This is a genomic window from Armatimonadota bacterium (assembly GCA_031459855.1).
GTDB lineage: Bacteria > Sysuimicrobiota > Sysuimicrobiia > Sysuimicrobiales > Humicultoraceae > Fervidifonticultor > Fervidifonticultor primus.
The window spans coordinates 480,297-505,063 of the sequence record JAVKHP010000001.1 but is presented as its reverse complement, the minus strand read 5'-3'; the positions used below and the strand labels follow the sequence as shown (position 1 = coordinate 505,063).

Annotated in this window: 24 protein-coding genes, 1 pseudogene and 1 riboswitch; of the genes and pseudogenes, 12 read left to right on the top strand and 13 right to left on the bottom strand. The window is 72.5% G+C overall.

Going from position 1 to position 24,767, the window contains the following annotated elements; translation table 11 throughout:
- Positions 1-2: 2 nt before the first annotated feature.
- From QN157_02260 to QN157_02250, 3 genes are all read left to right on the top strand, one after another.
- On the top strand, positions 3-743 hold the full coding sequence (locus tag QN157_02260; protein MDR7554410.1) for a metallophosphoesterase family protein: 741 nt from the start codon (positions 3-5) through the stop codon (positions 741-743).
- Positions 744-875: 132 nt separating this feature from the next.
- Positions 876-3,059: a S9 family peptidase gene (locus QN157_02255; GenBank protein ID MDR7554409.1), complete on the top strand. Its 2,184-nt coding sequence runs from the start codon at positions 876-878 to the stop codon at positions 3,057-3,059.
- Positions 3,060-3,107: 48 nt separating this feature from the next.
- Positions 3,108-3,818, top strand: coding sequence for a cob(I)yrinic acid a,c-diamide adenosyltransferase (locus QN157_02250; protein ID MDR7554408.1), 711 nt, complete (start codon positions 3,108-3,110; stop codon positions 3,816-3,818).
- A 78-nt stretch (positions 3,819-3,896) separates the two neighbouring features.
- Here QN157_02250 and QN157_02245 read toward each other — a convergent pair whose 3' ends face one another.
- Both QN157_02245 and QN157_02240 read right to left on the bottom strand, forming a co-directional pair.
- Positions 3,897-4,976 (bottom strand): D-TA family PLP-dependent enzyme, encoded by a 1,080-nt coding sequence (locus tag QN157_02245; GenBank protein ID MDR7554407.1) that lies wholly within the window; start codon positions 4,974-4,976, stop codon positions 3,897-3,899.
- Positions 4,977-5,118: 142 nt separating this feature from the next.
- Positions 5,119-7,521, bottom strand: coding sequence for a bifunctional alpha,alpha-trehalose-phosphate synthase (UDP-forming)/trehalose-phosphatase (locus tag QN157_02240; GenBank protein ID MDR7554406.1), 2,403 nt, complete (start codon positions 7,519-7,521; stop codon positions 5,119-5,121).
- Between the two features lie 91 nt (positions 7,522-7,612).
- A riboswitch (cyclic di-AMP (ydaO/yuaA leader) is annotated at positions 7,613-7,773 on the bottom strand.
- Positions 7,774-8,065: 292 nt separating this feature from the next.
- Here QN157_02240 and QN157_02235 point away from each other — a divergent pair.
- The 5 genes from QN157_02235 to QN157_02215 all read left to right on the top strand — a co-directional run bounded on the left by QN157_02235 (position 8,066) and on the right by QN157_02215 (position 11,876).
- Positions 8,066-8,575 carry a hypothetical protein gene (locus tag QN157_02235; protein MDR7554405.1) on the top strand — a complete coding sequence of 170 codons (510 nt, stop codon included), beginning with the start codon at positions 8,066-8,068 and terminating at the stop codon, positions 8,573-8,575.
- Positions 8,576-8,593: 18 nt separating this feature from the next.
- Complete coding sequence (locus QN157_02230) at positions 8,594-8,902, top strand: ribbon-helix-helix protein, CopG family (protein MDR7554404.1); 309 nt, start codon at positions 8,594-8,596, stop codon at positions 8,900-8,902.
- Positions 8,903-9,227: 325 nt separating this feature from the next.
- Positions 9,228-10,313, top strand: a complete 1,086-nt coding sequence (locus QN157_02225; protein MDR7554403.1) for a metalloregulator ArsR/SmtB family transcription factor — start codon at positions 9,228-9,230, stop codon at positions 10,311-10,313.
- Positions 10,300-10,575 carry a helix-turn-helix domain-containing protein gene (locus tag QN157_02220; protein ID MDR7554402.1) on the top strand — a complete coding sequence of 92 codons (276 nt, stop codon included), beginning with the start codon at positions 10,300-10,302 and terminating at the stop codon, positions 10,573-10,575. The genes QN157_02225 and QN157_02220 overlap by 14 nt, the downstream gene beginning before the upstream one ends.
- The gene (locus QN157_02215; GenBank protein MDR7554401.1) at positions 10,572-11,876 is read left to right on the top strand and encodes an MFS transporter; all 1,305 of its coding nucleotides are present in this window, start codon (positions 10,572-10,574) and stop codon (positions 11,874-11,876) included. Before QN157_02220 ends, QN157_02215 begins: the two co-directional genes overlap by 4 nt.
- A 58-nt stretch (positions 11,877-11,934) precedes the next feature.
- Here the strand turns inward: QN157_02215 and QN157_02210 are convergent.
- The 11 genes and pseudogenes from QN157_02210 to sdhC all read right to left on the bottom strand — a co-directional run bounded on the left by QN157_02210 (position 11,935) and on the right by sdhC (position 20,804).
- Positions 11,935-12,168, bottom strand: a pseudogene (locus tag QN157_02210) (MGMT family protein).
- Between the two features lie 3 nt (positions 12,169-12,171).
- Complete coding sequence (locus QN157_02205) at positions 12,172-12,870, bottom strand: succinate dehydrogenase iron-sulfur subunit (protein ID MDR7554400.1); 699 nt, start codon at positions 12,868-12,870, stop codon at positions 12,172-12,174.
- A 2-nt stretch (positions 12,871-12,872) separates the two neighbouring features.
- Entirely contained in the window at positions 12,873-14,597 is a 1,725-nt protein-coding gene (gene sdhA / locus QN157_02200) for a succinate dehydrogenase flavoprotein subunit (protein ID MDR7554399.1), read from the bottom strand.
- Positions 14,593-14,949 (bottom strand): hypothetical protein, encoded by a 357-nt coding sequence (locus QN157_02195; GenBank protein MDR7554398.1) that lies wholly within the window; start codon positions 14,947-14,949, stop codon positions 14,593-14,595. The genes sdhA and QN157_02195 overlap by 5 nt, the downstream gene beginning before the upstream one ends.
- A gap of 277 nt (positions 14,950-15,226) precedes the next feature.
- The gene (locus QN157_02190) at positions 15,227-15,622 is read right to left on the bottom strand and encodes a fumarate reductase subunit D (protein MDR7554397.1); all 396 of its coding nucleotides are present in this window, start codon (positions 15,620-15,622) and stop codon (positions 15,227-15,229) included.
- A complete protein-coding gene (locus QN157_02185; protein MDR7554396.1) occupies positions 15,622-15,942 on the bottom strand; it encodes a fumarate reductase subunit C in 321 nt (106 codons plus the stop codon). Before QN157_02185 ends, QN157_02190 begins: the two co-directional genes overlap by 1 nt.
- A gap of 75 nt (positions 15,943-16,017) precedes the next feature.
- Entirely contained in the window at positions 16,018-16,761 is a 744-nt protein-coding gene (locus QN157_02180; GenBank protein MDR7554395.1) for a succinate dehydrogenase/fumarate reductase iron-sulfur subunit, read from the bottom strand.
- 3 nt (positions 16,762-16,764) lie between these two features.
- Entirely contained in the window at positions 16,765-18,504 is a 1,740-nt protein-coding gene (gene frdA, locus QN157_02175; GenBank protein ID MDR7554394.1) for a fumarate reductase (quinol) flavoprotein subunit, read from the bottom strand.
- Positions 18,505-18,597: 93 nt separating this feature from the next.
- Positions 18,598-20,019 (bottom strand): class II fumarate hydratase, encoded by a 1,422-nt coding sequence (locus tag QN157_02170; protein ID MDR7554393.1) that lies wholly within the window; start codon positions 20,017-20,019, stop codon positions 18,598-18,600.
- 42 nt (positions 20,020-20,061) lie between these two features.
- Entirely contained in the window at positions 20,062-20,451 is a 390-nt protein-coding gene (gene sdhD, locus QN157_02165; protein MDR7554392.1) for a succinate dehydrogenase, hydrophobic membrane anchor protein, read from the bottom strand.
- Entirely contained in the window at positions 20,448-20,804 is a 357-nt protein-coding gene (gene sdhC, locus QN157_02160; protein MDR7554391.1) for a succinate dehydrogenase, cytochrome b556 subunit, read from the bottom strand. The genes sdhD and sdhC overlap by 4 nt, the downstream gene beginning before the upstream one ends.
- Positions 20,805-20,990: 186 nt before the next feature.
- Here sdhC and icd point away from each other — a divergent pair, with 186 nt between their 5' ends.
- The 4 genes from icd to sucC all read left to right on the top strand — a co-directional run bounded on the left by icd (position 20,991) and on the right by sucC (position 24,766).
- A complete protein-coding gene (icd, locus tag QN157_02155; GenBank protein ID MDR7554390.1) occupies positions 20,991-22,238 on the top strand; it encodes an isocitrate dehydrogenase (NADP(+)) in 1,248 nt (415 codons plus the stop codon).
- Positions 22,239-22,250: 12 nt separating this feature from the next.
- Complete coding sequence (mdh, locus tag QN157_02150) at positions 22,251-23,183, top strand: malate dehydrogenase (GenBank protein ID MDR7554389.1); 933 nt, start codon at positions 22,251-22,253, stop codon at positions 23,181-23,183.
- A 106-nt stretch (positions 23,184-23,289) separates the two neighbouring features.
- Positions 23,290-23,511 carry a zinc ribbon domain-containing protein gene (locus tag QN157_02145; protein ID MDR7554388.1) on the top strand — a complete coding sequence of 74 codons (222 nt, stop codon included), beginning with the start codon at positions 23,290-23,292 and terminating at the stop codon, positions 23,509-23,511.
- A gap of 148 nt (positions 23,512-23,659) precedes the next feature.
- Positions 23,660-24,766 carry an ADP-forming succinate--CoA ligase subunit beta gene (gene sucC, locus QN157_02140; protein ID MDR7554387.1) on the top strand — a complete coding sequence of 369 codons (1,107 nt, stop codon included), beginning with the start codon at positions 23,660-23,662 and terminating at the stop codon, positions 24,764-24,766.
- The last annotated feature ends 1 nt before the right edge of the window (position 24,767 follow it).

The window sequence follows — 24,767 nt, the reverse complement described above, 5'->3', positions numbered from 1 at the left end:
CGGTGCGGCTGGCGGTCCTCTCCGACGTCCATGCCAACCTGGAGGCGCTGCGCGCGGTGCTCGACCACGCGGGCACGCAGGCCCCCGACGTCCTCGTCTGCCTGGGTGACTTCGTCGGCTACGGTCCCGATCCCAACGCCTGCGTGGACCTGCTGGCCGGCCGCGTGCGTGCAGCCGTGGTGGGCAACCATGACCTGGCGGCGCTCGGGGCACGCCCGATCACCGACTTCAACCTGTTCGCGCAGGAGGCCATCGTCTGGACGCAGCGCGTGCTGACCGCGAGCACCCGCGCCTACCTGGCGGCGCTTCCCGAACGCGCGGAACTGGCGGACCTGGCGGACGTGCTGTTCGTGCACGGGAGCCCGCGCGCGCCAGCCGACGAGTACATCCTCGACGTGCGCACGGCGCGCGCCAGCTTCGCCGCCGCGGGGTTTCGCCTGGCCATGGTGGGCCACACCCACCAGCCCGCCGTCTTCACGTGGGCGCGGCACCGGGTGGGTGCGATGGGCTTCCTGCCGGAGGTGCCGCTGCGGCTGGATGCGGAGCGCCGGTACATCATCAACGTCGGCAGCGTCGGGCAGCCGCGGGACGGCGATCCGCGCGCGGCGTACGTGCTGCTGGACACCGACCGCTGGGAGGTCACGCTCTTCCGCGTGGTCTACCCCATCGGCGAGGTGCAGCGCAAGATGGAGGCTGCTGGCCTGCCCACGCCGCTCATCGAACGGCTGGCCCTGGGGCTGTAGACATCACGCGCACCCCTCCCGACGCGGCAGGAGGTCCGGCAGGATGCGCGAAGCGATGTTCAGCATCGGCATACATCGGAAGGAGGCACACGTGCCATTCGTGGATTGCCCGGGAGGGCAGGGAGCCATGCCATGACCGGCCGTCGTCCGATGATCCCTGAGGACCTGCTGGCGTTGCGATGGGTGCGGGACGTGGCGATCGCGCCCGACGGCCGCACCGTGGTCTACACGCTGGAGCACGTGGCCCCACCGTCCGAGGCCGCGAGCGGGTACCGACCAGACGTTCGGACAACGGGCGCAGCACCGGCGACGACGGCGTCGGGGCCCGAGGCATCGGGGTCCGAGGCCCTCAGCGGGCGGCCGGAGTACCGGTCGCACCTGTGGATCGTCGACGCCGCCGGAGGCGAGGCCAGGCAGTTCACGGTCGGCGACCACCGCGATCGCCATCCGGTCTGGGCACCCGACGGTAGGGCGGTGCTGTTCCTGTCGGACCGCGGCCGCGGGGCGGGGACCGCGTCCAAGCCGCCAGTGCACCTGTGGCTCATTCCCGCGACCGGCGGGGAGGCACGACGGGTCACCCAGGCCGAGCACAGCCCCGCCGAGCCCGCGTGGGCGCCCGACGGCGGGCAGATCGCGTTCTCGGGCAAGCCGCCGGTGACCGCCCCGCCCGCCAGTGACGTGAAGGTCATCACGCGCCTGCGGCACAAGACCGACGGCGAGGGGTTCTGGGACGGCCGCTACCGGCAGATCTTCGTGGTGCCGGCCACGGGTGGGCCGGCCCGACAGCTCACCGACGGACCCTACGATCACCACGAGCCCGCGTGGAGCCCGGACGGGCGGCATCTCGCGTTCGTCGCCAACCGCTCAGACGACGCCGATACGACCAACGTCACCGACCTCTGGGTGGTGGACGCGGCAGGTGGTGAGCCGCGGCGGCTCACCCGCAGCGTGGGGCCGGTCTTCGCCCCGGCGTGGTCGCCTGACGGCACGCTCATCGCCTACCTCGGGCACGAGAATGTCTGCATGGGCGCCTCGAACGTCATGCTGTGGGTCGTGCCGGCTGATGGGTCGGACGCGCCCCGGTGTCTGACCCGGCACTACGACCGGTCGCTGGCGCACCACCTGCTGTCGGACATGCGGGCGCACCCGCACGTGGGCACGCCGGTATGGTCGCCGGACGGGCGGTTCGTGTTCGTGCTGGTCGCCGACGGCGGGACCACGCAGCTGGCCGCGGTGGAGGTCGCCACGGGGACCGTGCGCCTGATGACCACGGGGCGGCACGACATCTACGCGGTCGCCTACGACGCCCGCTGCGCGCAGGTGGCCGTGGCGGTGGCGACGCCCACGGAGCCGGGAGACGTCTGGCTCGCCGACGTGCACGGGCTGGCCAGTGGGCAGCCGGCGGCGGGGCGCCTGCGCCGGCTGACCGCCGTCAACCAGGACCTGCTGGCAGGCGTCATCCTGAGCGTGCCGCAGCGCTTCGCCTATCGCGGCGCCGACGACTGGACGATCGAAGGGTGGGTGATGGCGCCCGCAGGCGCGACGCCCGCTGCGCGGGTGCCGACCATTCTGTGCATCCACGGCGGGCCGCACGCCGCCTACGGCGAGACGTTCTTCCATGAGTTCCAGGTGCTGGCCGGGAAGGGCTATGCCCTGGTGTTCACCAACCCGCGTGGCAGCCAGGGGTACGGGCAGGCCTTCACCGCCGCCACGCACCACGACTGGGGTGGGAAGGACTGCGAGGACATCCTGGCAGGCCTGGACGCGGCGCTCGCCCGCTTTCCGTTCCTCGACCCCGAGCGCCTCGGGGTGCAGGGCGGCTCCTACGGGGGGTTCATGACCAACTGGATCATCGGGCACACGGACCGGTTCAAGGCGGCGGTGACGATGCGGTCCATCGCCAACTGCCTGAGCCAGTGGGGTACCAGCGACCTGGCGTACTTCAAGGGCTACTGGGAGTTTCCCGGCGATCCCTGGGAGCACCCCACGTTCTACTGGGAGCGCTCCCCCCTAGCGTACGTGCAGCGCATCACGACGCCCCTGCTGATCCTGCACAGCGAGCAGGACCTGCGCTGCCCCATCGGCGAGGCCGAGCAGCTCTTCACCGCGCTGAAGAAGCTGGGCCGGGAGGTCGTCTTCGTGCGCTTCCCCAACGAGAGCCACGATCTCTCGCGCAGCGGGCAGCCCGCCCACCGGGTAGAGCGCCTGCACCTAATCCTGGACTGGTTCGACCGGCACCTGGCCGCGGCCGCGCCCGCGGTCGCGCCGGATCGCGCGCTTGCGGGCACGCCGGCCGAGGGAACGGAGGGGCCCTAGGTGGTGAGCGCGCCCCTCGTCTGGGCCAGGTCCCCCGACTGATCGGCGATGCCGCGCATCTACACCCGCACGGGCGACGCCGGCGACACCGGCCTGCTGGGTGGTGGCCGCGTGCCCAAGGACGATCCGCGGGTCGAAGCCTACGGGACGGTGGACGAGGCCAACAGCGCGCTCGGCCTGCTCGCTGCCCACCTCGACGGCGACGTGGCCGACGCGGTGCGGGCGATGCAGCGCACGTTGTTTGTGATCGGCGCGGAACTCGCGACGCCCGCTCCTGGCGCTGGCCCCGGCTCCGCGGCCGGCTCCGTCCCCGACGCGGGACCCTCGCCTGGCGATGCGCTTGGTTCCGGCCCGGGCTCGGCCTCCGGTGATGCGACCGGCGCCGGCCAGGGCTCGGCCTCCGGCGGCACGACCAATGCCGGCCCGGGCCCAGCGTCTGCGCCTGGCTCCCGCCCCGTCGTGGGGCCCGAGCACGTGGCAGCTCTCGAGGCGCTGATCGACGCCTGGGACGCCGCGTTGCCGCCGCTGCGCCAGTTCGTGCTACCCGGCGGCAGCCCGGCAGCGGCCGCCTGCCACCTGGCGCGGGCCGTGGTGCGGCGCGCCGAGCGCCGGGTGGTGACCCTGGCGCGCACGACGCCCGTCAACCCGGAGATCCTGCGCTACCTGAACCGCCTGTCCGACGCCCTGTTCGTGCTCGCGCGCTGGCTGAACCACCGCGAGGGCCGGGGCGACGTGCTCTGGGAAGGCCGACGGGGCTGACGCGCCCGGCGCGGCGCGCGGCGAGCGACCACCAACGCGATTGCCGCGTCCCGCACGGTGCTGGCGGTACCGTACCTTCTACCGCACCAGTCCCCGCGCGGCCACGTCCCAGACCTCCTCGACGCGGCCGCCGCGCACGCCCACGAGTTGGGCATGCAGGTTGGTCACCACGCACGTGTGGTTGGGGATCACGGTGACGATCTCGCCCACCTCGGGCTGCCGGGCGCAGGCGCTGAGGTCCACGTGGCCGTGCTCCTCGCTTAGGCGGACGATCACCGCCTCGGGGTACTCGACGATGTGGCCGTAGCCCTGGAGGGTCAGCAGGTCGGAGGAGAGCGTCTTGGAGCCGGCGTCGAGGATGGCGCGGGTGGGCGTGGGCCGGCTCACGACCGTGGTCAGGATCCGCATGGCGCAGTCGTCCCAGGTGGCAGCCCCCGCGGCGACGGTGGCGCGGTCGTTGAAGACGTAGGTGCCGGCGCGGTGCTCGGTGACGCCGGGCACCTCGTGGGCCTGCCGGTAGACCGGCGTGCCTCCGGTGGAGACCACCGTCGCCGGCAGGCCCGCGCGCTCGAGCATGGCCAGCGTCGCCTCGAAGAACGGCCGCGTGTCGGGCATGATCGGGTAGGTCATGATGCCGGCGAACCGCAGCCCGGGCAGACGGGCGATGGCCTGGGCCAGCGCCACGGCCTCGGCGGGCGTCTGCACGCCGGTGCGGCCCATGCCCGTGTCGCACTCGACGATCACCCCCAGCGGCGCGGCGGCGTCGGCGAAGGCTCCCGACAGCGCCTGCGCCACGGGCAGGTTGTCGCACGCCACGGTGATGCGGGCGCCGGGGCGGTCGGCCAGCGCGCGCAGGCGGGCCAGCTTGGCCTCGCCCAGCACGTTGAAGGTCAGGAAGATGTCGGTGATGCCCGCGTCCAGCATCACCTGCGCTTCGCCCAGCTTCTGGCAGGTGATGCCCCGCGCGCCGGCCGCGAGCTGCCGGTGCGCAATGGCCGGGATCTTGTGGGTCTTGATGTGCGGGCGGTTGGCGATGCCGTGCGCGTCGCAGTAGGCCTGCAGGCGCTGGATGTTGCGCTCCATGCGGTCGAGGTCGATGGTGACGACGGGCGTGTCGGCGAGGTCGACGGTCGGGCGGGTTGCGGTGAGCGCCGTCATACCTCTACCTTACCGGCGTGCGGGGGGCCGTCAAGGCCGCCGCGCCCTGCTGCGCGCTCGCCTGCTGCACCTGCTACCTTACCGGCGCGCGGGGGACCGTCAAGGTCGCCGCGCCCTGCTGCGCGCTCGCCTGCTGCACCTGCTACCTTACCGGCGCGCGGGGGACCGTCAAGGTCGCCGCGCCCGTGCGCCCGTACGGGGGCGTGCCGACGTGGTCGGGGTCCGGTGTCGGCGTCCGTGGGGCCTGCCAGTGCACCAGCATCGTCAGGAACCGACCCACCTCGTGCGGATCGCGCAGGCGATACCGCGCCGCGGTGGGCACGGCGTCCGTCCCGACGCGGACGGTGATGCCGCCGGGGCCCAGGGCCGCAAACGCGTCCTCGTCGGTCTGGTCGTCGCCCACGTAGATCACCGCGGCCTGTGCCGGCCAGTCGGCTCCGACCACGGTCTCCAGCAGCGAGCGCACCGCACGGCCCTTGTCCCAGTCGACGGCGGGACGGATCTCCACGACCATCTTCCCCCGGCGCACCTCGAGCTGACCGGGCGGACACGCGCCCACCGCGTCCAGCACCTCGTTGACCACCGGGCCGACGGCCTCCCGCGGCACCAGCCGCAGGTGCACCGCGACGCTCACGCCCTTGTCCTCGACGAGCACCCCGGGCACGGGGGCCAGCCGCTCGCGCAGCCTCCTCGCGCAGCGCGCGAGGAGAGCACCCGTCGCGCCGTCTGCCGGCGGGGCGGTGCCCCATGCCGGGTCGGACAGCTCGAGCCCGTGGTTGCCGGCGTAGTGCACGCCGTCGAGGCCCACGCGTGCGCACAGGTCGGCCAGGGCGCGTCCGCTGATGACCGCCACGCGCGACCGCGGTGGGGCGTGCAGTGCCACCAGCAGCTCGCGCACGCCATCGACCATTGCCGCCTCCTCGGGGCGGTCGACGATGGGCGCCAGCGTCCCATCGAAGTCGAGCACGACCACCAGGTGGGCCCGGGCCTGCACGTGCGCCCTGACAGTATCCAGGTGGGCGAAGAGCCACCCGGTCTGGGTGCGGGCCTCCAGCAGCCGCGCCGCCGTCCGGACGTGCTGCGCCATCCAGTGGTACACGTCGTGGCGGGCCACCTGCGCCCGCAGTTGCTCCATGCGCCGTGCGCGATCCCCCGGCGGCATCGCCAGGGCGTCGGCCAGTGCGTCCGCCATGCCCTCGGGGTCGTAGGGGTTGATCGCCACCGACCACGGCGCCTGCTCGATGGCGCCGGCCAGCTCGCTCAACAGCAGCACGCCCCGCAGGTCGTGCTGGCATGCCACGAACTCCTTGGCGACCAGGTTCATGCCGTCCAGCAGCGAGGTGACCAGGCACACGTCGGCCAGCCGGTAGAGGGCGGCCATGCCCGCGGCGGGCAGCGGGCGCGGCACGTAGACGATGGGTTGCCAGTCGGGGGTGCCGTACTGCCGGTTGATGCGCGCGATCTCGGCCTCCACGTGCTCCTGGAGCTCGCGGTAGGCCCGGATGCGCGTCCGGCTGGGCGCCGCCTTTTGCACGAAGACGACGCGCCCCTGGAACGTCGGATGGCGGCGGAAGAACAGGTCCAGCGCCCGCAAGCGCTCGGGCAGGCCCTTGGTGTAGTCGAGCCGGTCGACGCCGACGATCACCTGGCGGTCGGCCAGCCGGAACCGGCGGCGGAGATGGGCCATCCACCGCTCGCACGCGCGCGAGGTGGCCAGCGCCTGCCACGCCGCCACGTCGATGCTGATGGGGAGGGCGGCGACCAGGGTCTGCCGGCCGCGGTAGGTGACCGTGCCGGCGGCCGCATCGACGGCGGCACCGAGCTCGCGCTCGACACAGTCGAGGAAGTTCTCGACGTGACGCGGCAGGTGGAAGCCCACGAGGTTACTCCCCAGCAGGCCGTCCAGCAGGTCGCCGCGCTGGGGGCAGATGCGCAGCACGTCCCACGCGGGCCACGGGATGTGCCAGAAGTGCATCAGGAACGCATCGGGGCGTCGCTCCCGCAGCACCCGGGGCAGCAGCGCCAGGTGGTAGTCGTGCACCCAGACCACGGCGTCGGCGTCGGCTGCCTGCAGCGTGGCGTCGGCAAAGCGCTCGTTCACCGCGCAATAGGCGCGCCAGAAGCGACGGGAGAACCGGGCCTTGTCGGTGGCCATGTGGCACAGCGGCCACAGCGCCTGGTTCGCGTAGCCGTGATAGAAGCGTTCGACCTCGGTACCCGAGAGGCGCACGCGGTGCAGCACGTACCCGGGCGCCTCGGGGGGCACCGCCACCCGGCCCTGCGTGTCGGTGACGTCGAAGTCGCCGTCGCCGCTGCCCCACGCGACCCACGCGCCGCCGACCTGCCGCAGCACGGGGTCCAGGGCAGCCACCAACCCCCCGGCCGGGCGTTCGACGTCCAGCCCCCGTGCGGTGCGTCGGTGAACGTAGGGCTCGCGGTTGCTGACGACCACGAGCGGTCGGCCGCGCAGCGCCTGGCGGATCTCCTCGCGGGGGCGTGCGCCCGCCGTCTCCGAAGTCCCCGTTGCAGGTCCGATGTCCGCCATGGGATCACGGCTCCGCTGAGCACACCCGCGCCGGCGGGAAACGATGCGCGACGGCCCGGAGAAGGTCTCCGGGCCGTCGCGTGATGCCAGGGAGCCCTCTCTCGGTCGCCTGCGAGGTTAGCTGACGGGCTGGGGTCGAGAGCGCCCCCGGTCGCGGCTGCGACCTTCGCCCCACGAACGCGCCCGGGGCCATAGAACCCCGGGGTGGTTCCCCCGCTCCCTGCCTGGGCAGGGATTCGGCGTCGGGCGGCTATGGAGTTGGTGGTGCGTTTTCAAGTATAGGGCACGACGCCACACGTTGCCAGCGGGCACCTCTGTGTCTGTTAAAACTTGCGGAGGCAACCCTCGCCCAGGCCCCGGCAAAGCGGGGACGGGCGACTCGAGACTCCCAGCCGGCAGGGCCAGCACGTGCGGGAGGTTTGGGAGCGGACCGGCTGAGGGAGCCGCCAGCGTGGGTCACCGGAGCGGAGGACGACAGGCTGCGGGCGGACCTCGTGACATATCTGTATACGAATGATATAATTCGTATACGATGCGTCTCGTCATGGACACGGACGCGCTGCTAAAGCTCACGCTGGCCGGGGCCAAAGAGGCCGTGGTCGGAGCCTTCCAGGTCCTGATACCAGAGGCGGTCTACCGCGAGGCCGTGGTGGAGGGCAAGGCGCATGGTTACGACGATGCCCTCGTGCTGGAGAGGAACGTGCAGGCTCGACGGGTCCAGGTGGCACACGCGGGAGACGAGCCCGCGGATGCCGAGGACGTGCTCCCGGCGGGTGGGGAGCGTGAGGTTTACCGCCTGTTCCGCAGGGTGAGCGCGTCGGGCGGCGCTCGGGTCTTCATCGTCTCCGACGACCGGCGGCTGCTGCACCGGCTTCGGCTGCTCGGCACGCGCCCTATCACGCCGGGCGCCGTGCTCGTGCTCCTTGCCCGCGAGGGCCTCGCCACCGCCCGGGAGGCTCTCGGATGGCTGGACGCGTTGCGGCGAACCATCAGCACGGCGGAATACGAGGTGTGCAGAGCCGCGCTTGCGGCAGTGCACAAGAGGGAGGGATGACGGGTGGAAGTGGTTCCCGTGCGCCTGCCTAAGGCGCTGGTCAGGGCCATCGACCGGGCAGCGCGGCGCGATAACCTGGACCGCTCGGCGATCCTGCGGCGGATCGTCGCCGCCGGGCTCGACCGCTACGTGGCGGAGCTTTACGCCGCCGGCAGGATCTCGCTCCGCGAGGCCGCGGACTGGCTCGGCGTCCCGGTGCGCGTCGCCATGGACCGGCTGGCCGACGCGGGCGCGTTGGGCAACGTCACCTGGGAGGACGCCCGTGCGGCGCTGGAGGCGCTTGAGCTGCCCCCGCGTACACCGCGCGCCGCCAAGCCGCGGGTCTAGCGCTGCGAGCCCGGGGGAGTTCCGAGCAGGCGCAGGTACCACGTGGCCCACCCGCTGGTGTTGGACCCATCCTCCTCGGCCTGAGCGCGGATCGGCCTGCGCAGGGAGATGCTCCTGCCCGCGCGCTTCGCTCGCGTCTCAGCCTGCCGGTCCTGGTCCTACCGTCCCCAGCCGCAGCCGCTGTCGGTAGCACAGCCATCGCCGACGAGCCCGCGCCCCACAGGTGGGCCGCGGCTGTCGTGCGTCCCGGTGCTGGACATGGAGCTGGACGTGCGCTGGACGTGTAATGGTCGATTTACTAGACTGTAGATAGAGTTCTACACCCATGAAGGCCATCGACCTCACCGCTCCCCGGCAGGCGTTGCGGGTGCGTATCGACCCGTCGCCTGCCTACGATTTCCTCGCCTGCCTGTACCTGGTGGGGGCGTACGATCCCCGGTTTGGGTACGAGGTGCCGGCGGCGTGGGTGGAACGGGCGCGCCAGCGCCTGGGGCGCGACCTGCGGGCCGAGCTCGCGCTGCTCCTCCCGCCCCGGGGCCGCACGCTGGGGATGGTGGGCGTCCTCGACGGGACGACCGGGGCCCCGGTCGAGGCGTTCATCGACCGTGTGGCGGCGACCCCGCCCGCTGCGCTGCTGGAGCTGATGCTGGCCCAGACGCTGGCCACGCCCCACGACCTGCCGCGGCTGCGTGCAGCCATCGGTGGCGATCGCCGGGCCGTCGAGGCGCTGCTGGATGCCGTCCATCCGGACGTCGACCGCCGGCGGGTGCGCCGGCTGCTGGCGCTGCCGCCCGACGAGGTACAGGCGCGGCTGGTCCGCCTGCTGCGGGAGGGCCACGCGCGCGTCTACGCGCCCGAGGCCCCCGCGGTCGTCCCGTTGCTGGCGCGCAACGCCGCCAGGCTGGCACGGCAGGCGACAGCGCTGGCACCCGCGGCGCTAGTGGAGCGGGCCACCGGCGGGTTCGTCATCGGCCCCGATGCCGCTCTGGACGGCGTGGTGCTGGCCCCCACGTACTACTTCCGCCCCTACAACCTGATCACGGCCTACCGCCAGGTGCGGGTCTTCATCTACCCCATCGAGCTCCCCGCCGCGGCCGAGGGGCCGCCGCCGGACCTGGTGCGGGTCTACAAGGCGCTGGGGGACGAGACGCGGCTGCGCATCCTGCGCCTGCTGGCGCAGCGCGAGATGTACCTGCAGGAACTGGCCCGGGCCCTGCGCGTCTCGCACGTGACCGCGCTGCACCACCTGGCGCTGCTGCGGGCAGCGCACCTGGTGCGGGTCGTCGACCGCGGCGCGCTCAAGTACTACCGGCTGCGGCCCGACCGCCTGCGCGAGGCCGCAGACCAGGCGCTGGCGTTCCTCACCGCGGCAGGGGCCACGTCGGGGGAGGAGACCCATGGCATGCGCTGACGACACCCTCTGGCCCGAGGTGCTCACGGTGGATCAGGCGGCGGCCTACCTCCAGGTGCATCGCCACACGGTCTACCGCTACATCGGCGAGGGCCAGTTGCCGGCCGCCCAGCTGGGGAAGGTCTATCGGCTGTTCCGCCGTGACGTGGACGCGTTTCTCGACGGGCGACGCACCGATGCGGCCCGGCGCGCCGGCGGAGCACGGGACGCCGACAGGGCACGAGCCGTCGATCCACCCGACGCCGGCAGGGAAAGGGCGTGACCGTTCGGACCCTGGCCCCGGCGCAGACGTTCCGGGCGCTGCGCCACCCGCACTACCGACGGTTCTGGTGGGGCGGGCTCGTGTCGTTGATCGGGTCGTGGATCCAGATCACGGCCCAGGGATGGCTGGTCTACGACCTGACGGGATCGCCGTTCATGCTGGGCACGGTGACCATGGTCAACACCGTGCCCACCATGCTGCTGGGGGTGGTGGGCGGTGCCGTGGCCGACCGCTCCGAGAAACGCCACCTGCTGCTGGCCACCCAGGGCACATTCATGCTGGTCTCGGCGATCCTGGCGGCGCTCACCCTCACCGGCCGCATCGCCGTCTGGCACATCCTGGCGCTGAGCGCTGCCAGCGGTGTGGCGGCGGCCCTGGACATGCCGGCGCGCCAGTCGTTGCTGGCCTACCTGGTGGACCGCGACGACCTGATGAACGCCATCGCGCTGAACTCGGCGGTCTTCAACGGCTCACGGATCGTCGGCCCGGTCATCGCCGGCGTCATCATCGACCGGTTCGGCGACCGCACCGGGCCCGGACTGAGCTTCGCCCTCAACACCGTCTCCTACCTCGCCGTCCTGGCGGCGCTGGCCACGATCCCGGTGAACTCGCGTCCGCCGGCCGACGAGCGCCAGCACCTGGTCCGCGCGGTGCGGGAGGGGCTGACCTTCGCGCTGGGGCAGCCGGTGCTGCGCACCCTGCTGGGCCTGATGGCCGTCACGGGTGTGTTCGGGCTGTCGTACACCGTGCTGCTGCCGGTCTTCGCCCGCGACGTGCTGCACGTCGCGGCGCGCGGCTACGGGCTGCTGCTGACCGCCAGCGGGCTGGGGGCCACCGCCGGCGTGCTAGCCCTGGCCACGGCCCGCCCGCAGCGCCTGGAGCCCGTGATCCTGGCGCTCCACGGTGCGTTCACGGTGCTGCTGGCCGCCTTCGCCGCCAGCCCGGCGTTTCCCGTCTCGCTGGCCCTCATCGTCGGGGTGGGCGCCACCATGACCGCGTACCTCTCGGCGACCAACACCACGATCCAGGCCCTCGTGCCCGACGCGCTGCGCGGCCGCGTGATGAGCCTCTACATCCTGGCGTTCTTCGGCACGGCGCCGCTGGGCGGCCTGGTCATGGGTGCGCTGGCGCAGGCCGCGGGCGCCCGCGTCGCCGTCGCCGCGGGCGCGGCCGTCTGCGGGGCGGCCTGGCTCGCGGTGCGGAGCCGGCAGCGCGCGCGCGTGCGCCCGCCCGACCCGCGCGCGGGCGTGACGGACGCGCCGGGCCCGTCGCCGACACCGCGCGCCGGCGGGGGCGCGTAGCCGTCCGGCCGTCGCGCCGCAGCGCCACGCGGCCCCCGCGCACCTGCACGCCCTCACGGGCCAGCCGTGCCCCCTGGTGGGCCGCGCCCTCCCGGGGGGCGATGGTGCCGTCGGCGCGGACGACGCGCCACCAGGGGACCGCCGCCTCGGGCGGTAGCGCGGCCAGCGCCCAGCCCACGGTGCGGGCGCCGTGCCCCAGCCCGGCGCGCCGGGCGACCTCGCCGTAGGAGGCGACGCGGCCGCGCGGGATGGCCCGCACGGCCGCGTAGATGCGCGCGAAGACCCCGGCCACGGCCTAGACGCGGCGGAACAGGATCGCCTGCTTGACCTCCTGGATCGCGCGGGTCACCTCGATGCCGCGGGGACAGGCGTCGGTGCAGTTGAACGTGGTCCGGCACTTGAAGACGCCCGCGCGCTCGGCGAGGATCGCCAGCCGGTCGTCGGCGGCCTGGTCGCGGCTGTCGAAGATGAACCGGTGGGCGTTGACGATGGCCGCCGGGCCCAGGTAGGCGCCGTCGGCCCAGAAGATCGGACACGAGGTGGTGCACGCCGCGCACAGGATGCACTTGGTGGTGTCCTCGAAGCGGGCGCGCTCCGCCGGGCTCTGGAGGCGCTCGCGGTCCGGCGGCGGATCGTGGGCCACCAGCCAGGGCATCACGGCCCGGTATTTGGCGAAGAACGGCTCCATGTCCACCACCAGGTCCTTGATCACCGGCAGGCCGCGCAGCGGCTCCACCGTGATGCGCGGCCCCGCATCCCTGATGAGGAGCTTGCACGCCAGCTGGTTGCGGCCGTTGATCATCATGGCGTCGGAGCCGCAGATGCCGTGGGCGCACGACCGGCGCAGGGTCAGGGTGCCGTCCAGGTACCACTTGATGTAGTGCAGGCCGTCCAGGACCCGGTCGGTGGGCTCGGCCGGCACGTCGTACTCCTCCCAGTGCGGCGCGCGATCGCGCTCGGGGTCGAACCGCTTGATGCGAAAGCGTACGGTCATGGTCAGTACGTCCGCTCCTTCGGCTGGAATCGGGTGATCACGACCGGCTTGTACCGGAACTCGTGCCGGCCGTCGGGCCCGCGGTAGAGCAGCGTGTGCTTGAGCCAGGCGGCGTCGTCGCGGCGGGGGAAGTCCTCCCGGAAGTGGCCCCCGCGGCTCTCGGTGCGGTGCAGGGCGCTGGCGGCGGTCGCCTCGGCCAGGTCCAGGAGGAAGCCCAGCTCCAGCGCCTCCAGCAGGTCGGTGTTGAACCGCCGGCCGTGGTCGTTGATGCGCGCGCGGCCGTAGCGCTCCCGCAGCTCGTGGATCTTCGCCAGCGCGTGCTGGAGCCCGGCGGCGGTGCGGAAGACGCCGACGTTGTCCATCATCTCCTGCTGCAGCTCGTCCCGCAGGCGGGCCACGGGCTCGCCCTGGTCGCGGGCCAGCAGCGCGTCGATCTCACGGCGGGCGCGCCCGGCGGGGTCGCCGTGGACGGGCGGCAGCTCGGCGTCGCGGAGGTAGCGGGCCATGTGGCGGCCCGCCCGCCGGCCGAACACCAGGATGTCCACCAGCGAGTTGGTGCCCAGGCGGTTCGCGCCGTGCACCGAGACGCAGGCGCACTCACCGGCGGCGTACAGGCCCCAGAGGGGATCGCCGCGCTCGTTGACGATCACCTGGCCGTCGGTGTTGGTGGGGATGCCGCCCATGGCGTAGTGGGCGGTGGGCTGGATCGGCACCGGCTCCCGCGTGGGGTCCAGCCCCATGTACACCCGGACGAACTCGGTGATGTCGGGGAGCTTCTGATCGATGACCTCCTTGCCCAGGTGGCGAAAGTCCAGGTGGAGGTAGTCCTTGCCGCCGATGCCCCGCCCTTCCCGGATCTCGAGGTACATGCAGCGTGAGATCAGGTCGCGGGGGGCCAGGTCTTTCAGCGTGGGCGCGTAGCGCTCCATGAAGCGCTCGCCGCGGTCGTTGAGCAGCACCGCGCCCTCACCCCGCGCCGCCTCCGACAGCAGGATGCCGAGCTTGTAGATGCCGGTGGGGTGGAACTGGAAGAACTCCATGTCCTCCAGAGGGACCCCGCACCGCCACGCGATGGCCACGCCGTCGCCGGTGAGAGCGTGCGCATTGCTGGTGACCTTGTAGATCCGACCGAAGCCGCCCGTGGCCAGCAGCACCGCCTTGGCCCGGAAGAGGTGGAGCTCACCGCGGGCGATCTCGTAGGCCACCAGGCCGCCGCAGCGCCCGTCGGCCACCACCAGGTCCAGCATCTGGAACTCGTCGAAGAACTGCACGCCCAGCCGCAGGCTCTGCTGGTAGAGCGTCTGCAGGATCATGTGCCCGGTCCGGTCGGCGGCGTGGCAGGCCCGGCGCACCGGCGCCTCGCCGAAGTTGCGGGTGTGGCCGCCGAACCGGCGCTGCGCGATGCGGCCATCCGGGGTCCGGTCGAAGGGCAACCCCCAGTGCTCCAGCTCGTAGACGGTCTCCACGGCCTCCTCGCACATCAGCGCGGCCGCGTCCTGGTCGACCAGGTAGTCGCCTCCCTTGATGGTGTCGAAGGTGTGCCACTCCGGGTGGTCTTCCTCCATGTTGCCCAGGGCCGCGCCGATGCCGCCCTGGGCCGCCCCGGTGTGCGAGCGGGGCGGGTACAGCTTGCTGATCACGGCCACCCGCGCGCCGCCCAACTCGACGGCCGCGCGCAGGCCCGCGCCCCCCGCTCCCACGATGACCGCATCGAAGGTGTGCTCAATCATCGGTCACCACCGGCGACGGTGCGTAGTCGACGTAGCGCAGCACCGTGTGATCTGTGATGGAGTCGAACCAGCGCTGGCGCAGCGCGGCGCCCTCGGGCGAGAGCAGCCACGTGCGGAAGTTGTTGGCGGCGTCCTCGCCGACCCAGAACGCCTCGTTGAGGTACCGTGGACGCCGCACCGGGCGCGGCTGCTCGTAGCGCCCTTCGAAGCCGTCCAGGAACACCCACGTCTTGCGGCCGATACACCCGAAGCGGCGCGTGATCTCGTCGAGCTGGCTGTCGAGCCACTCGACGAAGGCCCGCTCGTCAACGCCCGGCTTCACGTTGTACGCATGAATCACCCGCAGCATGGCCTCCTCCCGTTCGTCCCGCACCGACGCCGCGGCAGCGGAACCCGCGGCGCCCGGCTCTCGGGAGCCTTGCGTCCGGCTTCGCACTCTCGCACGCGGGCTCCTGTTAGGGATTCCACCCCGGGGCCGCCAACGCCTGCGAGGCGGTGGACACCGCCGGGGAGGCCAGGCGCCGGGGCAGTCGCCGCACCGGATGCGCGGCGCGCCCGCCAGCCGTGCGGCGCGTCGCTCCTGCGCGCGCCCATGGTGCACCCGGATGGTGCAGAGGACCGGAGGCCTAGAGGAAGAAGAGCCGGACGACGGTCAGCGTGACCCCAAGCAGGGCGGCGCCGTAGCACGCCAGCGGGATGGGCACCCACGACGCCTTCAACCGGAGGCCCTCGGCCAGCGTGTAGCGGAAGCGGTGCGCCCAGTGCAGCAGCGCCAGCCCCACCACCACCGTCACGTACAGCCGCGCCAGCGGGTGTGCGAGCAGCCCCGCCACCCGCGCGTACGCGAACGCCTCGCCCGCGAGCCCCAGCGCCAGCGTCAGGTGCAGCAGCGCGTGGATGGGAAGCACCAGGGCCGCCACGGTGCCGCCCGTCGCGAAGAGCAGCCACCACAGCGGCTCGGCGGAGCGCTCGACCTCGCCGGCGTGCGGCGGTGGCGTGGGCCGGATCGGCGCGCGGGCCATCACGGCCCTCGCAGCACGAACCAGGCGACGATGGCCGACGCCACGGCCCACGCGGCGTACGCTCCACCCAGCACTACCCGGGGCGAGAGCCGTCGCCCGCCGACCCGCACCACCGCTGCCCGCGGCGCGAGCATCCACCAGGTGAGGGCATGGTAGACCACGGCCACCAGCGCAACGGCGTGGAGGACCGTGGCGGCCGGCCGGGTCATGAGGGCGACGTAGGCCGCGTACGCGTCGGGCCCCTGCATCGCGGTCCAGGCGAACCCCAGCAGCACCAGGGCCGTGGCCGCCACGAAGATGCTCGTCAGTTCGCGCGCCACGAAGAGGGTGTGCGCGGTGGCCCCACCACCAGGCGAAGTGCGGCGGACGCCGATAGGGCCGCGGGTCCCCGGCGCTCACCGGCGTCCCCACGGCAGCACGACGTCGCGCAGCCAGGCCAGCGCGCTGGCCAGCTTCAGGCGCTGGATGGCGCCGGCGGGGTCCACGTCCTTGGGACAGACCGTGGTGCACTCGCCCACCAAGGTGCAGTCCCAGACCCCATCGGGGCCCGCCACCACCGGGTGGCGCTCGGCGCGGCCCTGGTCGCGCGAATCGAGGGTGTAGCGGGCCGCCAGGGCCAGCGCTGCGGGCCCGAGGAAGCGCGGTTCCAGGGCGTAGACCGGGCACGCCGCGTAGCACAGCAGGCAGTTGATGCACATGCTGAACTGCCGGTAGGTCTCGAGTTCCTCGGGCGTCTGGCGGAACTCGGCGTCGGGAGGCCCCGCGTCGCGCCGGATGATCCAGGGCCGCACCGCTGGCAGCTTCTCCAGGAAGTCGGTGAGGTCCACGATCAGGTCGCGCTCGACGGGGAAGTTGGCCAGCGGCTCGACCCGGACGGGACGGGGGTAGTACTCCTTCAGGAAGGCGGCGCACGACAGCCGCGGGACCCCGTTGATGGTCATGCCGCACGAGCCGCAGACGCCCATGCGGCACGACCAGCGGTACGCCACGCTGCCGTCCAGGTGGTCCTTGATGTAGTTCAGGGCGTCCAGCACGACCCAGTCGGGCCGGTAGGGGACCTGGTAGGGCTGGAACCGCGGCGCCGCCTCCTGCTCCGGGTGGTAGCGCCAGACCTCCAGGGTGATCGTGGGCTCGGCCATGGGTTACCCGCCGTAGACCCGCTCGGCCGGCGGCCAGCGCGTGATCACCACGTCGCGGTAGGCGATCCGCGGGGGGCCGTCGGTGGCAAAGGCCAGGGTGTGCTTGAGGAACCGCGCATCGTCGCGCCGGGGGAAGTCGGTGCGCTGGTGCGAGCCCCGGGACTCCTCCCGGGCCAGTGCCGAGTGCGCCACGGCCTCGGCCACGTCCAGCATGAAGTTGAACTCCAGGGCCGCCACGAGCTCGGTGTTGTACACGTGCGAGGGGTCGTCGAGGGCGACGCGCGTGCAGCGCGCCCGCAGGTCGGCCAGCGTCGCGCAGGCTGCCCGCAGGCCTGCGGCGTCGCGGTAGATGCCGCAGCCCTCCTCCATGGTCTGGGTGAGCACAGCCCGCAGCCGGCTCAGCCGTTCGCTGCCCGCGGCGGCACGCCGGAACCGGCGGGCCAGGCGTTCCTCCTCGTCGCGCGCCTGCGCCGCCAGCGCCGACAGCCGCAGGTCGCGGTGCTCCAGCGCGAAGGCAGCGGCAGCAGCACCGGCGCGGGCGCCGAACACCAGCAGCTCGGGCAGCGAGTTCGACCCCAGGCGGTTGGCGCCGTTGATGCTGACGCAGGCGCACTCGCCGGCGGCGAACAACCCCGGCAGGGGCGTGGCCCCGGAGACGTCGGTGTCCACGCCGCCCATCATGTAGTGCACCACGGGTCGCACCGGGATCAGCTCGCGGGCGGGGTCGAGCCCGGCGTAGTGGAGGCACAGCTCGCGCACGAAGGGGAGCCGCTCGCGGATCGTGGCCTCGCCGAGATGGCGCAGGTCGAGGTGCACCACGTCGCCGTAGGGGCCGCGCACCGTGCGGCCCTTGCGCACCTCGTGTACGAACGCCTGCGAGAGGCGGTCCCGGGGCCCCATCTCCATGGCCCGCAGCCGCGGCCACGGCTCAGCCGGCCCCAGGCCGTAGTCCTGCAGGTACCGGTAGCCGTCCTTGTTGATCAGCACGCCCCCTTCCGCACGGGCAGCCTCGGTGATGAGAATGCCCGTGGGCGGCAGCCCGGTGGGGTGGTACTGGACGAACTCCATGTCCTTGAGCGGGACGCCCGCCCGGTAGGCCAGCGCCATGCCGTCGCCGGTGCAGATGGCCCCGTTGGTGGTGAACGGGTAGATACGCCCCGCCCCGCCGGTGCAGAGGATCACCGCGCGGGCGGCGATCAGGTGGAGCCGCCCCGTCCGCAGCTCGAGGGCGGTGACGCCCTGGCAGCGGCCGTCCTCCACCAGCAGGCGGGTGACGAACCACTCGTGGTACCAGGTGATCGACGCGTACTTGAGGGCGGTCTGGAAGAGGGTGTGCAACATATGGAAGCCGGTCTTGTCGGCCGCGAACCACGTCCGCGCGATCCGCATCCCGCCGAAGGGGCGTACCGCGACCGTCCCGTCGGGCGCCCGGCTCCACGGGCAGCCCCAGTGCTCCAGCTGCACCATCTCGCGGGGCGCCTCTCGCACGAAGACCTCGACGGCATCCTGGTCGGCCAGCCAGTCGGCGCCCGCGATGGTGTCCTCGATGTGGGCGTCGAGGGAGTCGTTGGGCTTGATCACCGCCGCGGCGCCGCCCTCGGCCGCGACGGTGTGGCTGCGCATGGGGTAGACCTTGGAGACGATGGCCACGTCGAGCCGCGGGTCGCGTTCGGCCACGGCGATGGCCGCCCGCAGCCCGGCGCCCCCGCCGCCGACGATGAGCACGTCGTGCTCGCGTTCGATCACGCCCCGGGCCCCCCACGGTCCGTCCCGCGCGTGCGTCTGTCTGCCGGCCGGGGTTCGGCGCCCGGCGCGGCCCGCCCTGCCGGTCCGCGGTCAGCCGCCGCCGGGCAGCCCCCGCAGGCCAGGCGCGGTCATAGCGGCCGGATCGAGGATGCGGTCCAGCTCCTCGGCGCGCAGCTGCGTGCGGTCGAGGGCCACCTCCCGCACCGTGCGCCCCGTGCGCGCGGCCTCCTTGGCGATCTCGGCGGCGGCGTCGTAGCCGATCACGGGCGCAAGCGCTGTGGCCAGCATCAGGCCGCGCTCCACCATCTCCGGGCCGCGCCCGGTGGCCTCGAGCCCGGCGACGCACTGCCGGGCGAAGTTGCGGGACGACGCCGCCAGCAGCTGCACCGCCTGCAGCAGGTTGTGGGCCATCACCGGCATCATCGTGTTCAGCTCGAAGTTGCCCCACTGATTGCCCAGGGCCACGACCACGTCGTTGCCCACGACCTGGGCACACGCCTGCAGCACCGATTCGGCGATCACCGGGTTGACCTTCCCCGGCATGATGGAGGAGCCCGGCTGCACCGCGGGCAGCTGCAGTTCGGCGAGACCAGCGCGGGGGCCCGAGCCCATCCAGCGGATGTCGTTGGCGATCTTCATCAAAGCCGTGGCGTAGGTGCGCAGGACGCCCGAGGTGAACGTCACGGCGTCCAGACAGGCCTGGGCCTGGAAGTGTGCGGGGGTCTCCCGCAGGGCGATGCCGGTGAGCTCGGTGAGCCGGGCGCAGGTGCGTGAGGCGAACTCCGGGTGCGCGTTGACGCCCGTGCCGACCGCCGTGCCGCCCAGCGCCACCTCGCGCAGCTCCTCTTCGGCGTAGCCCAGCCGCCGCCGGGCCCCGGCCACCTGGTCGGCGTACCCCTCGAACTCCTGCCCCAGGCGCACGGGCGTCGCGTCCATCAGGTGCGTGCGGCCGGTCTTGATGATGTCGGCGAACGCCACAGCCTTGGCGCGCAGCGCCCGCTCCAGCTCGTCGAGGGCCGGGCGCAGGTCGTCCCGGATCACCAGTAGGGCCGCCAGGTGGATGGCCGTGGGGATCACGTCGTTGCTGGACTGGCAGAGGTTGACGTGGTCGTTGGGGTGGACCACCCGCGCCCCGCGCGGCGCGCCCAGCAGCTCGGCGGCCCGGTTGGCGATCACCTCGTTGGCGTTCATGTTGGTGGACGTCCCCGACCCGGTCTGGTAGATGTCCAGCGGGAAGTGGGCGTCCAGCGCGCCGTCGGCGACCTCCTGGGCGGCACGGGCGATCGCCTCCGCCAGGCGGGGCTCCAGCAGCCCCAGGGTCGCGTTCACCTCGGCCGCAGCCCGCTTGATCAGGCCCAGGGCCCGCAGGAACGGCCGCGGGAAGCGCAGGCCGCTGATGGGGAAGTTCTGGATGGCACGGGCGGTGGAGGCCCCGTAGTACGCGTCGGCGGGCACCTCCATGGGCCCCAGCGAGTCCCGCTCCACGCGCGTGCGTGTCTCGGTGGTCTCCATGGTAACTCTCCTCCCCGATCTCCCGACCGACAGGGTGCGGGCTCAGGTGCCGGGCGGGAACTGCACCGTAAAGAGCACCAGCGCGCCCAGTCCGGCGAAGGCCGCGCCCACGATCCACAGCGCGATCTCGGCCGCCACGCGCCACCCGCGGTGGTGCACGTAGTCGTCGAGGATCCCCCGCAGGCCGATCAACCCGTGGGAGAGGGCGAAGACGAGGATGAGCAGGTCGTAGGCCCGCCAGAACGGGCCGCGGAAGCGCTGGGCCACGAACGCGAAGTCGATGACGTCGGTGGAGTTGACGACGTGCATGATGTACAGGTGGCCGACGACCAGCCCCAGCATCGCCACGGCCGAGAGGCGCATGTAGAACCACAGGACCAGCGGCAGGCCACCGGCGGGCCGGACGCCACGGGCAAGCGGGCGCGCGTTCACCGGAGCCCCACCACCTTGCCGAGCATCAGGTAGGCGACCGGGAGCAGCACCAGGACGTAGGCTCCCGCGCCGATCCAGAAGATGCGGCGGTAGGCGCGGGCCGCGGCCGGCCAGAAGTCGAGGATCATGACCACGATGCCGTTCCCGGCGTGGTAGAGCACCGCGGCCACCAGCAGGAACTCCAGGGGCTTGAACCACGGCTGCCGGTAGAGCTCCAGCGTCCTGTTGTAGGCCTCGGGCCCGAGCCCGAGCATCGACGTCTCCACGATGTGGGCGAAGAGGAAGAGGAGCACGGCGACGCCGGTGATGCGGTGCAGGATCCAGGCGAGCATGCCTGGCGACCCACGGTACACAGGACCCTCCCGTCGTCCAGAGTGTGCGAGGTGAACATTCGGGATCGGCGCGCACCGCTCCTGTCATGCGGGCGCGACGCCGCCACAGGCGCGCGCCTTGAACGCCCCGGACCGTTGGGGTACAGTGAAGCGGGACGTTCCCACCGAGATCGCCCACGCCGGCACGGCGCCAGAGGACGGTGACGTATGCTCCAGCTGGAACTGTTCACGCCTCCCGCGGAGGGACAACGTATCGAGGTCATCGACGGGCGCCTCGTGGTGCCCGACCAGCCGATCATCCCGTACATCGAGGGGGACGGTACGGGGCCGGACATCTGGCGGGCGGCCAGCCGGATCTTCGAGGCCGCGGTGCGCAAGGCCTACGGCGGCCGACGCCGGATCGTCTGGTTCGAGGTCTTCGCCGGGGAGAAGGCGTTCGCGACCTTCAAGACCTGGCTGCCCGAGGACACCCTGCGGGCGTTCCAGTACTACGTCGTGGGGATCAAGGGACCGCTCACCACACCCATCGGGGGCGGCTTCCGCAGCCTGAACGTGGCCCTGCGCCAGCTGCTGGACCTGTACTGCTGCATTCGGCCGGTCCGGTGGTTCGAGGGGGTGCCCAGTCCGGTCAAGCGGCCCGACCTGGTGGACATGGTGATCTTCCGCGAGAACTCCGAGGACATCTACGTCGGGTACGAGTGGCCCTCAGGATCGCCCGAAGCCCGCAAGCTCATCGACTTCGTCGCCAGGGAGTTCGGGTGGAAGGTGCGGCCGGACTCCGGCGTCGGCCTCAAGCCCATGAGCCCGTTCGGAACCAAGCGCCTGGTGCGCAAGGCGCTCCAGTACGCGGTGACGCGCAAGCGCCGCAGCGTCACCTTCGTCCACAAGGGGAACATCCAGAAGTACACCGAAGGGGCCTTCGCCAAGTGGGGGTACGAAGTGGCCAAGGAGGAGTTCGGTGACGTCACCGTCACCTGGGACGAGGTCCAGCAGGTGCACGGCGGGCGGGTGCCGGCGGGCAAGATCCTGCTCCAGGACTACATCGCCGACGTCACGTTCCAGCACGTGCTGACGCGGCCCCAGGACCTCGACGTCATCGCCACGGGCAACCTGAACGGTGACTACCTCTCCGACGCGGTGGCCGCGCAGGTCGGCGGCATCGGCATGGCGCCCGGCGCCAACGTGGGGGACGCCCACGCCATCTTCGAGGCCACCCACGGGACCGCGCCGAAGTACGCCAACCTGGACAAGGTGAACCCCGGGTCGCTGACGCTGTCGGGGGTCATGATGCTGGAGTACCTGGGCTGGCAGGAGGCCGCCGACCTGATCGTCCGGGGGATGGAGCGGACGTTCCGGCAGAAGATCGTCACGTACGACCTGGCCCGGCTGATGGACGGGGCCCGGGAAGTGAAGACCAGCGAGTTCGCCACTGCCGTGATCGACAACATGCCGTAGAGGGGGCTGACGATGCCCGCGCGACCGAAAGTCTCCATCATCGGCGCCGGCACGGTCGGGACCGCGGCGGCGCACTGGATCGCCAGCCGGCAGCTGGCCGACGTGGTGCTGGTGGACATCATCGAGGGCCTGCCCCAGGGGAAGGCCCTGGACCTGCAGCAGGCGGGGCCCATCGCCGGCTTCAACGTCCAGGTGACGGGCACCAACGACTACGCGGCCACAGCGGGCTCGGCGGTGGTGGTGATCACCGCCGGGGTGGCGCGCAAGCCCGGGATGACCCGCGAGCAGCTGATCGACACCAACGCCGGTATCGTGCGCGGCGTCGTGGAGCAGGTCACGCGCACCTCGCCCGACGCGATCCTGCTGGTCGTCACCAACCCGCTGGACGCCATCACCTACCTGACCTACAAGGCCGCGGGGCTGCCGCGCCACCGGGTGATCGGCGAGTCGGGCGCCCTGGACTCGACCCGGTTTCGCACGTTCCTGGCGCAGGCGGTGGGCGTGGCGCCCGACGACGTCCACGCCCTGGTCATCGGCGCGCACACCGACAAGGACATGGTGCCGCTGCCGCGGTACGCCACGGTGCGGGGCATTCCGGTCTCGCACTTCCTGTCCCCGGCCGACCTCGAGGCGGTGGTGGCCCGGACCCGACGGGGCGGCGCCGAGATCACCGAGCTGATGAAGGCCAGCGCCTTCACCGCGCCGGGCGCGGCCATCTGCGAGATGGTCGAGGCCATTCTGCGCGACGCCCGCCGGCTCATCCCCTGTTGCGTCTACCTCGACGGGGAGTACAGGGAGCGTGACGTCTGCGTGGGCGTGCCGGTGATCCTGGGGGCCCGGGGGGTCGAGCGCATCGTCGAGATCCCCCTGGACGACGCCGAGTGGAAGGCGTTTCGGGCCTCGGTGGCGGCCGTGCGCGAGATGCTGGCGGCATTGAGGGTCTAGGGCGTCACCCGCGGCTCCTCCGCGTGGACGCCTGGCGCGACGCCGGGGCGCGGGCGCAGCGGGACGGGCCGGGTATGTACCGATGTGGAAGACAGGGGGGAACGCGATGCCGATCTACGAATACCACTGCCCGCAGTGCGGCCACCGGTTCGAGCGCCTGGTGGGCGTCAGCGAGGCCGACGCGCAGGCGTGCGCGGCGTGCGGCGCGCCGACGCGTCGGCTGGTCTCCACGTTCGCGGTGGGACGGACCGCTGCCACCGCGCGCGCCGGGACCGTCGAGCCCTGCGGGCCGGGCTGCTGCCGGCTCCAGGGGGCGCACGTCCACTAACCTGCCCACGGGCTGTCCGCTGGCGGCGTCCGGTCGCCGGGATGGGGCTGAGCGTGTGTGCGCGTCCTGAGGGTCCGCTCACGCGACCGGGACGCGAGAGGGCGCGTCCCAGGGGCCGCAATCGGGCGGGCGTGCACAGAGGGCGTGCATGAAACTCCACGAGTATCAGGCGAAGGAGCTCTTCCGTGCCTACGGGATCCCGGTGCAGCGCGGAGTCGTCATCGAGCGGCCCGAGCAGGTGGACGAGGTGGCGCTGACCTACCCCGTGGTGGTGAAGGCCCAGGTGCTGGTGGGCGGCCGCGGCAAGGCCGGGGGCATCCAGCTGGCCGCGACCCCCGCCGAGGCGCGCCAGCGGGCCGAGCAGATCCTCGGGATGGAGATCAAGGGCGAGCGGGTGCGTCGGCTCCTGGTAGCCGAAGCGGTCGACATCGCCGCCGAGTACTACCTGGCCTTCACCGTGGACCGCAGCGCCCGGCAGATGGTGGCCATCGGGTCGGCGGCCGGCGGGGTGGACATCGAAGAAGTCGCCCGCACGGCGCCCGACCGGATCGTCAAGCGCCACGTCGACCCCTGGATGGGCTTTCCGCCCTTCGCGGCCCGCGAGCTGGGACGGCGGCTGGACCTGCGCGGCAGGGTGCTGCTGCAGTTCGCCGGCATCGCCACCGCCCTGTGGCGCCTGTGCCACGAGATGGACGCGGAGCTCGCGGAGATCAACCCGCTGGCCGTGGTGGGCGAGGGGCTGCTGGCGATCGACGCCAAGGTCGTCATCGACGACAACGCCGTCGACCGGCACCCCGACCTGCCGCGCAACGAGGAGCTCACCGCGCTGGAAGCGGCCGCCCGGGCCCAGGACCTGGCCTACGTCGAACTTGACGGCGACATCGCGGTCATCGGGAACGGCGCGGGCCTCGTGATGGCCACGCTGGACATGCTGGCCCACTTCGGCGGTCGGCCCGCCAACTTCCTGGACGTCGGCGGCGGCGCCACCACCGAGAACATGGCGGCGGCCATGGACATCGCGCTGCGCAAGCCCGGGGTCCGGGCGTTGCTGGTCAACATCTTCGGCGGGATCACGCGGTGCGACGACATCGCCCGCGCCATCGCAGCACGCCCCCCGGCCGTGCCCATGAGCGTGCGCCTGACGGGCACCAACGAGGACGAGGGGCGCAGGATCCTGCAGGCCGCCGGCGTGCACGCGCACGTCGACCCCGAGGCGGCAGCCCGCGAGGCCGTGCGGCTGGCAGCGCAGCCGTAGG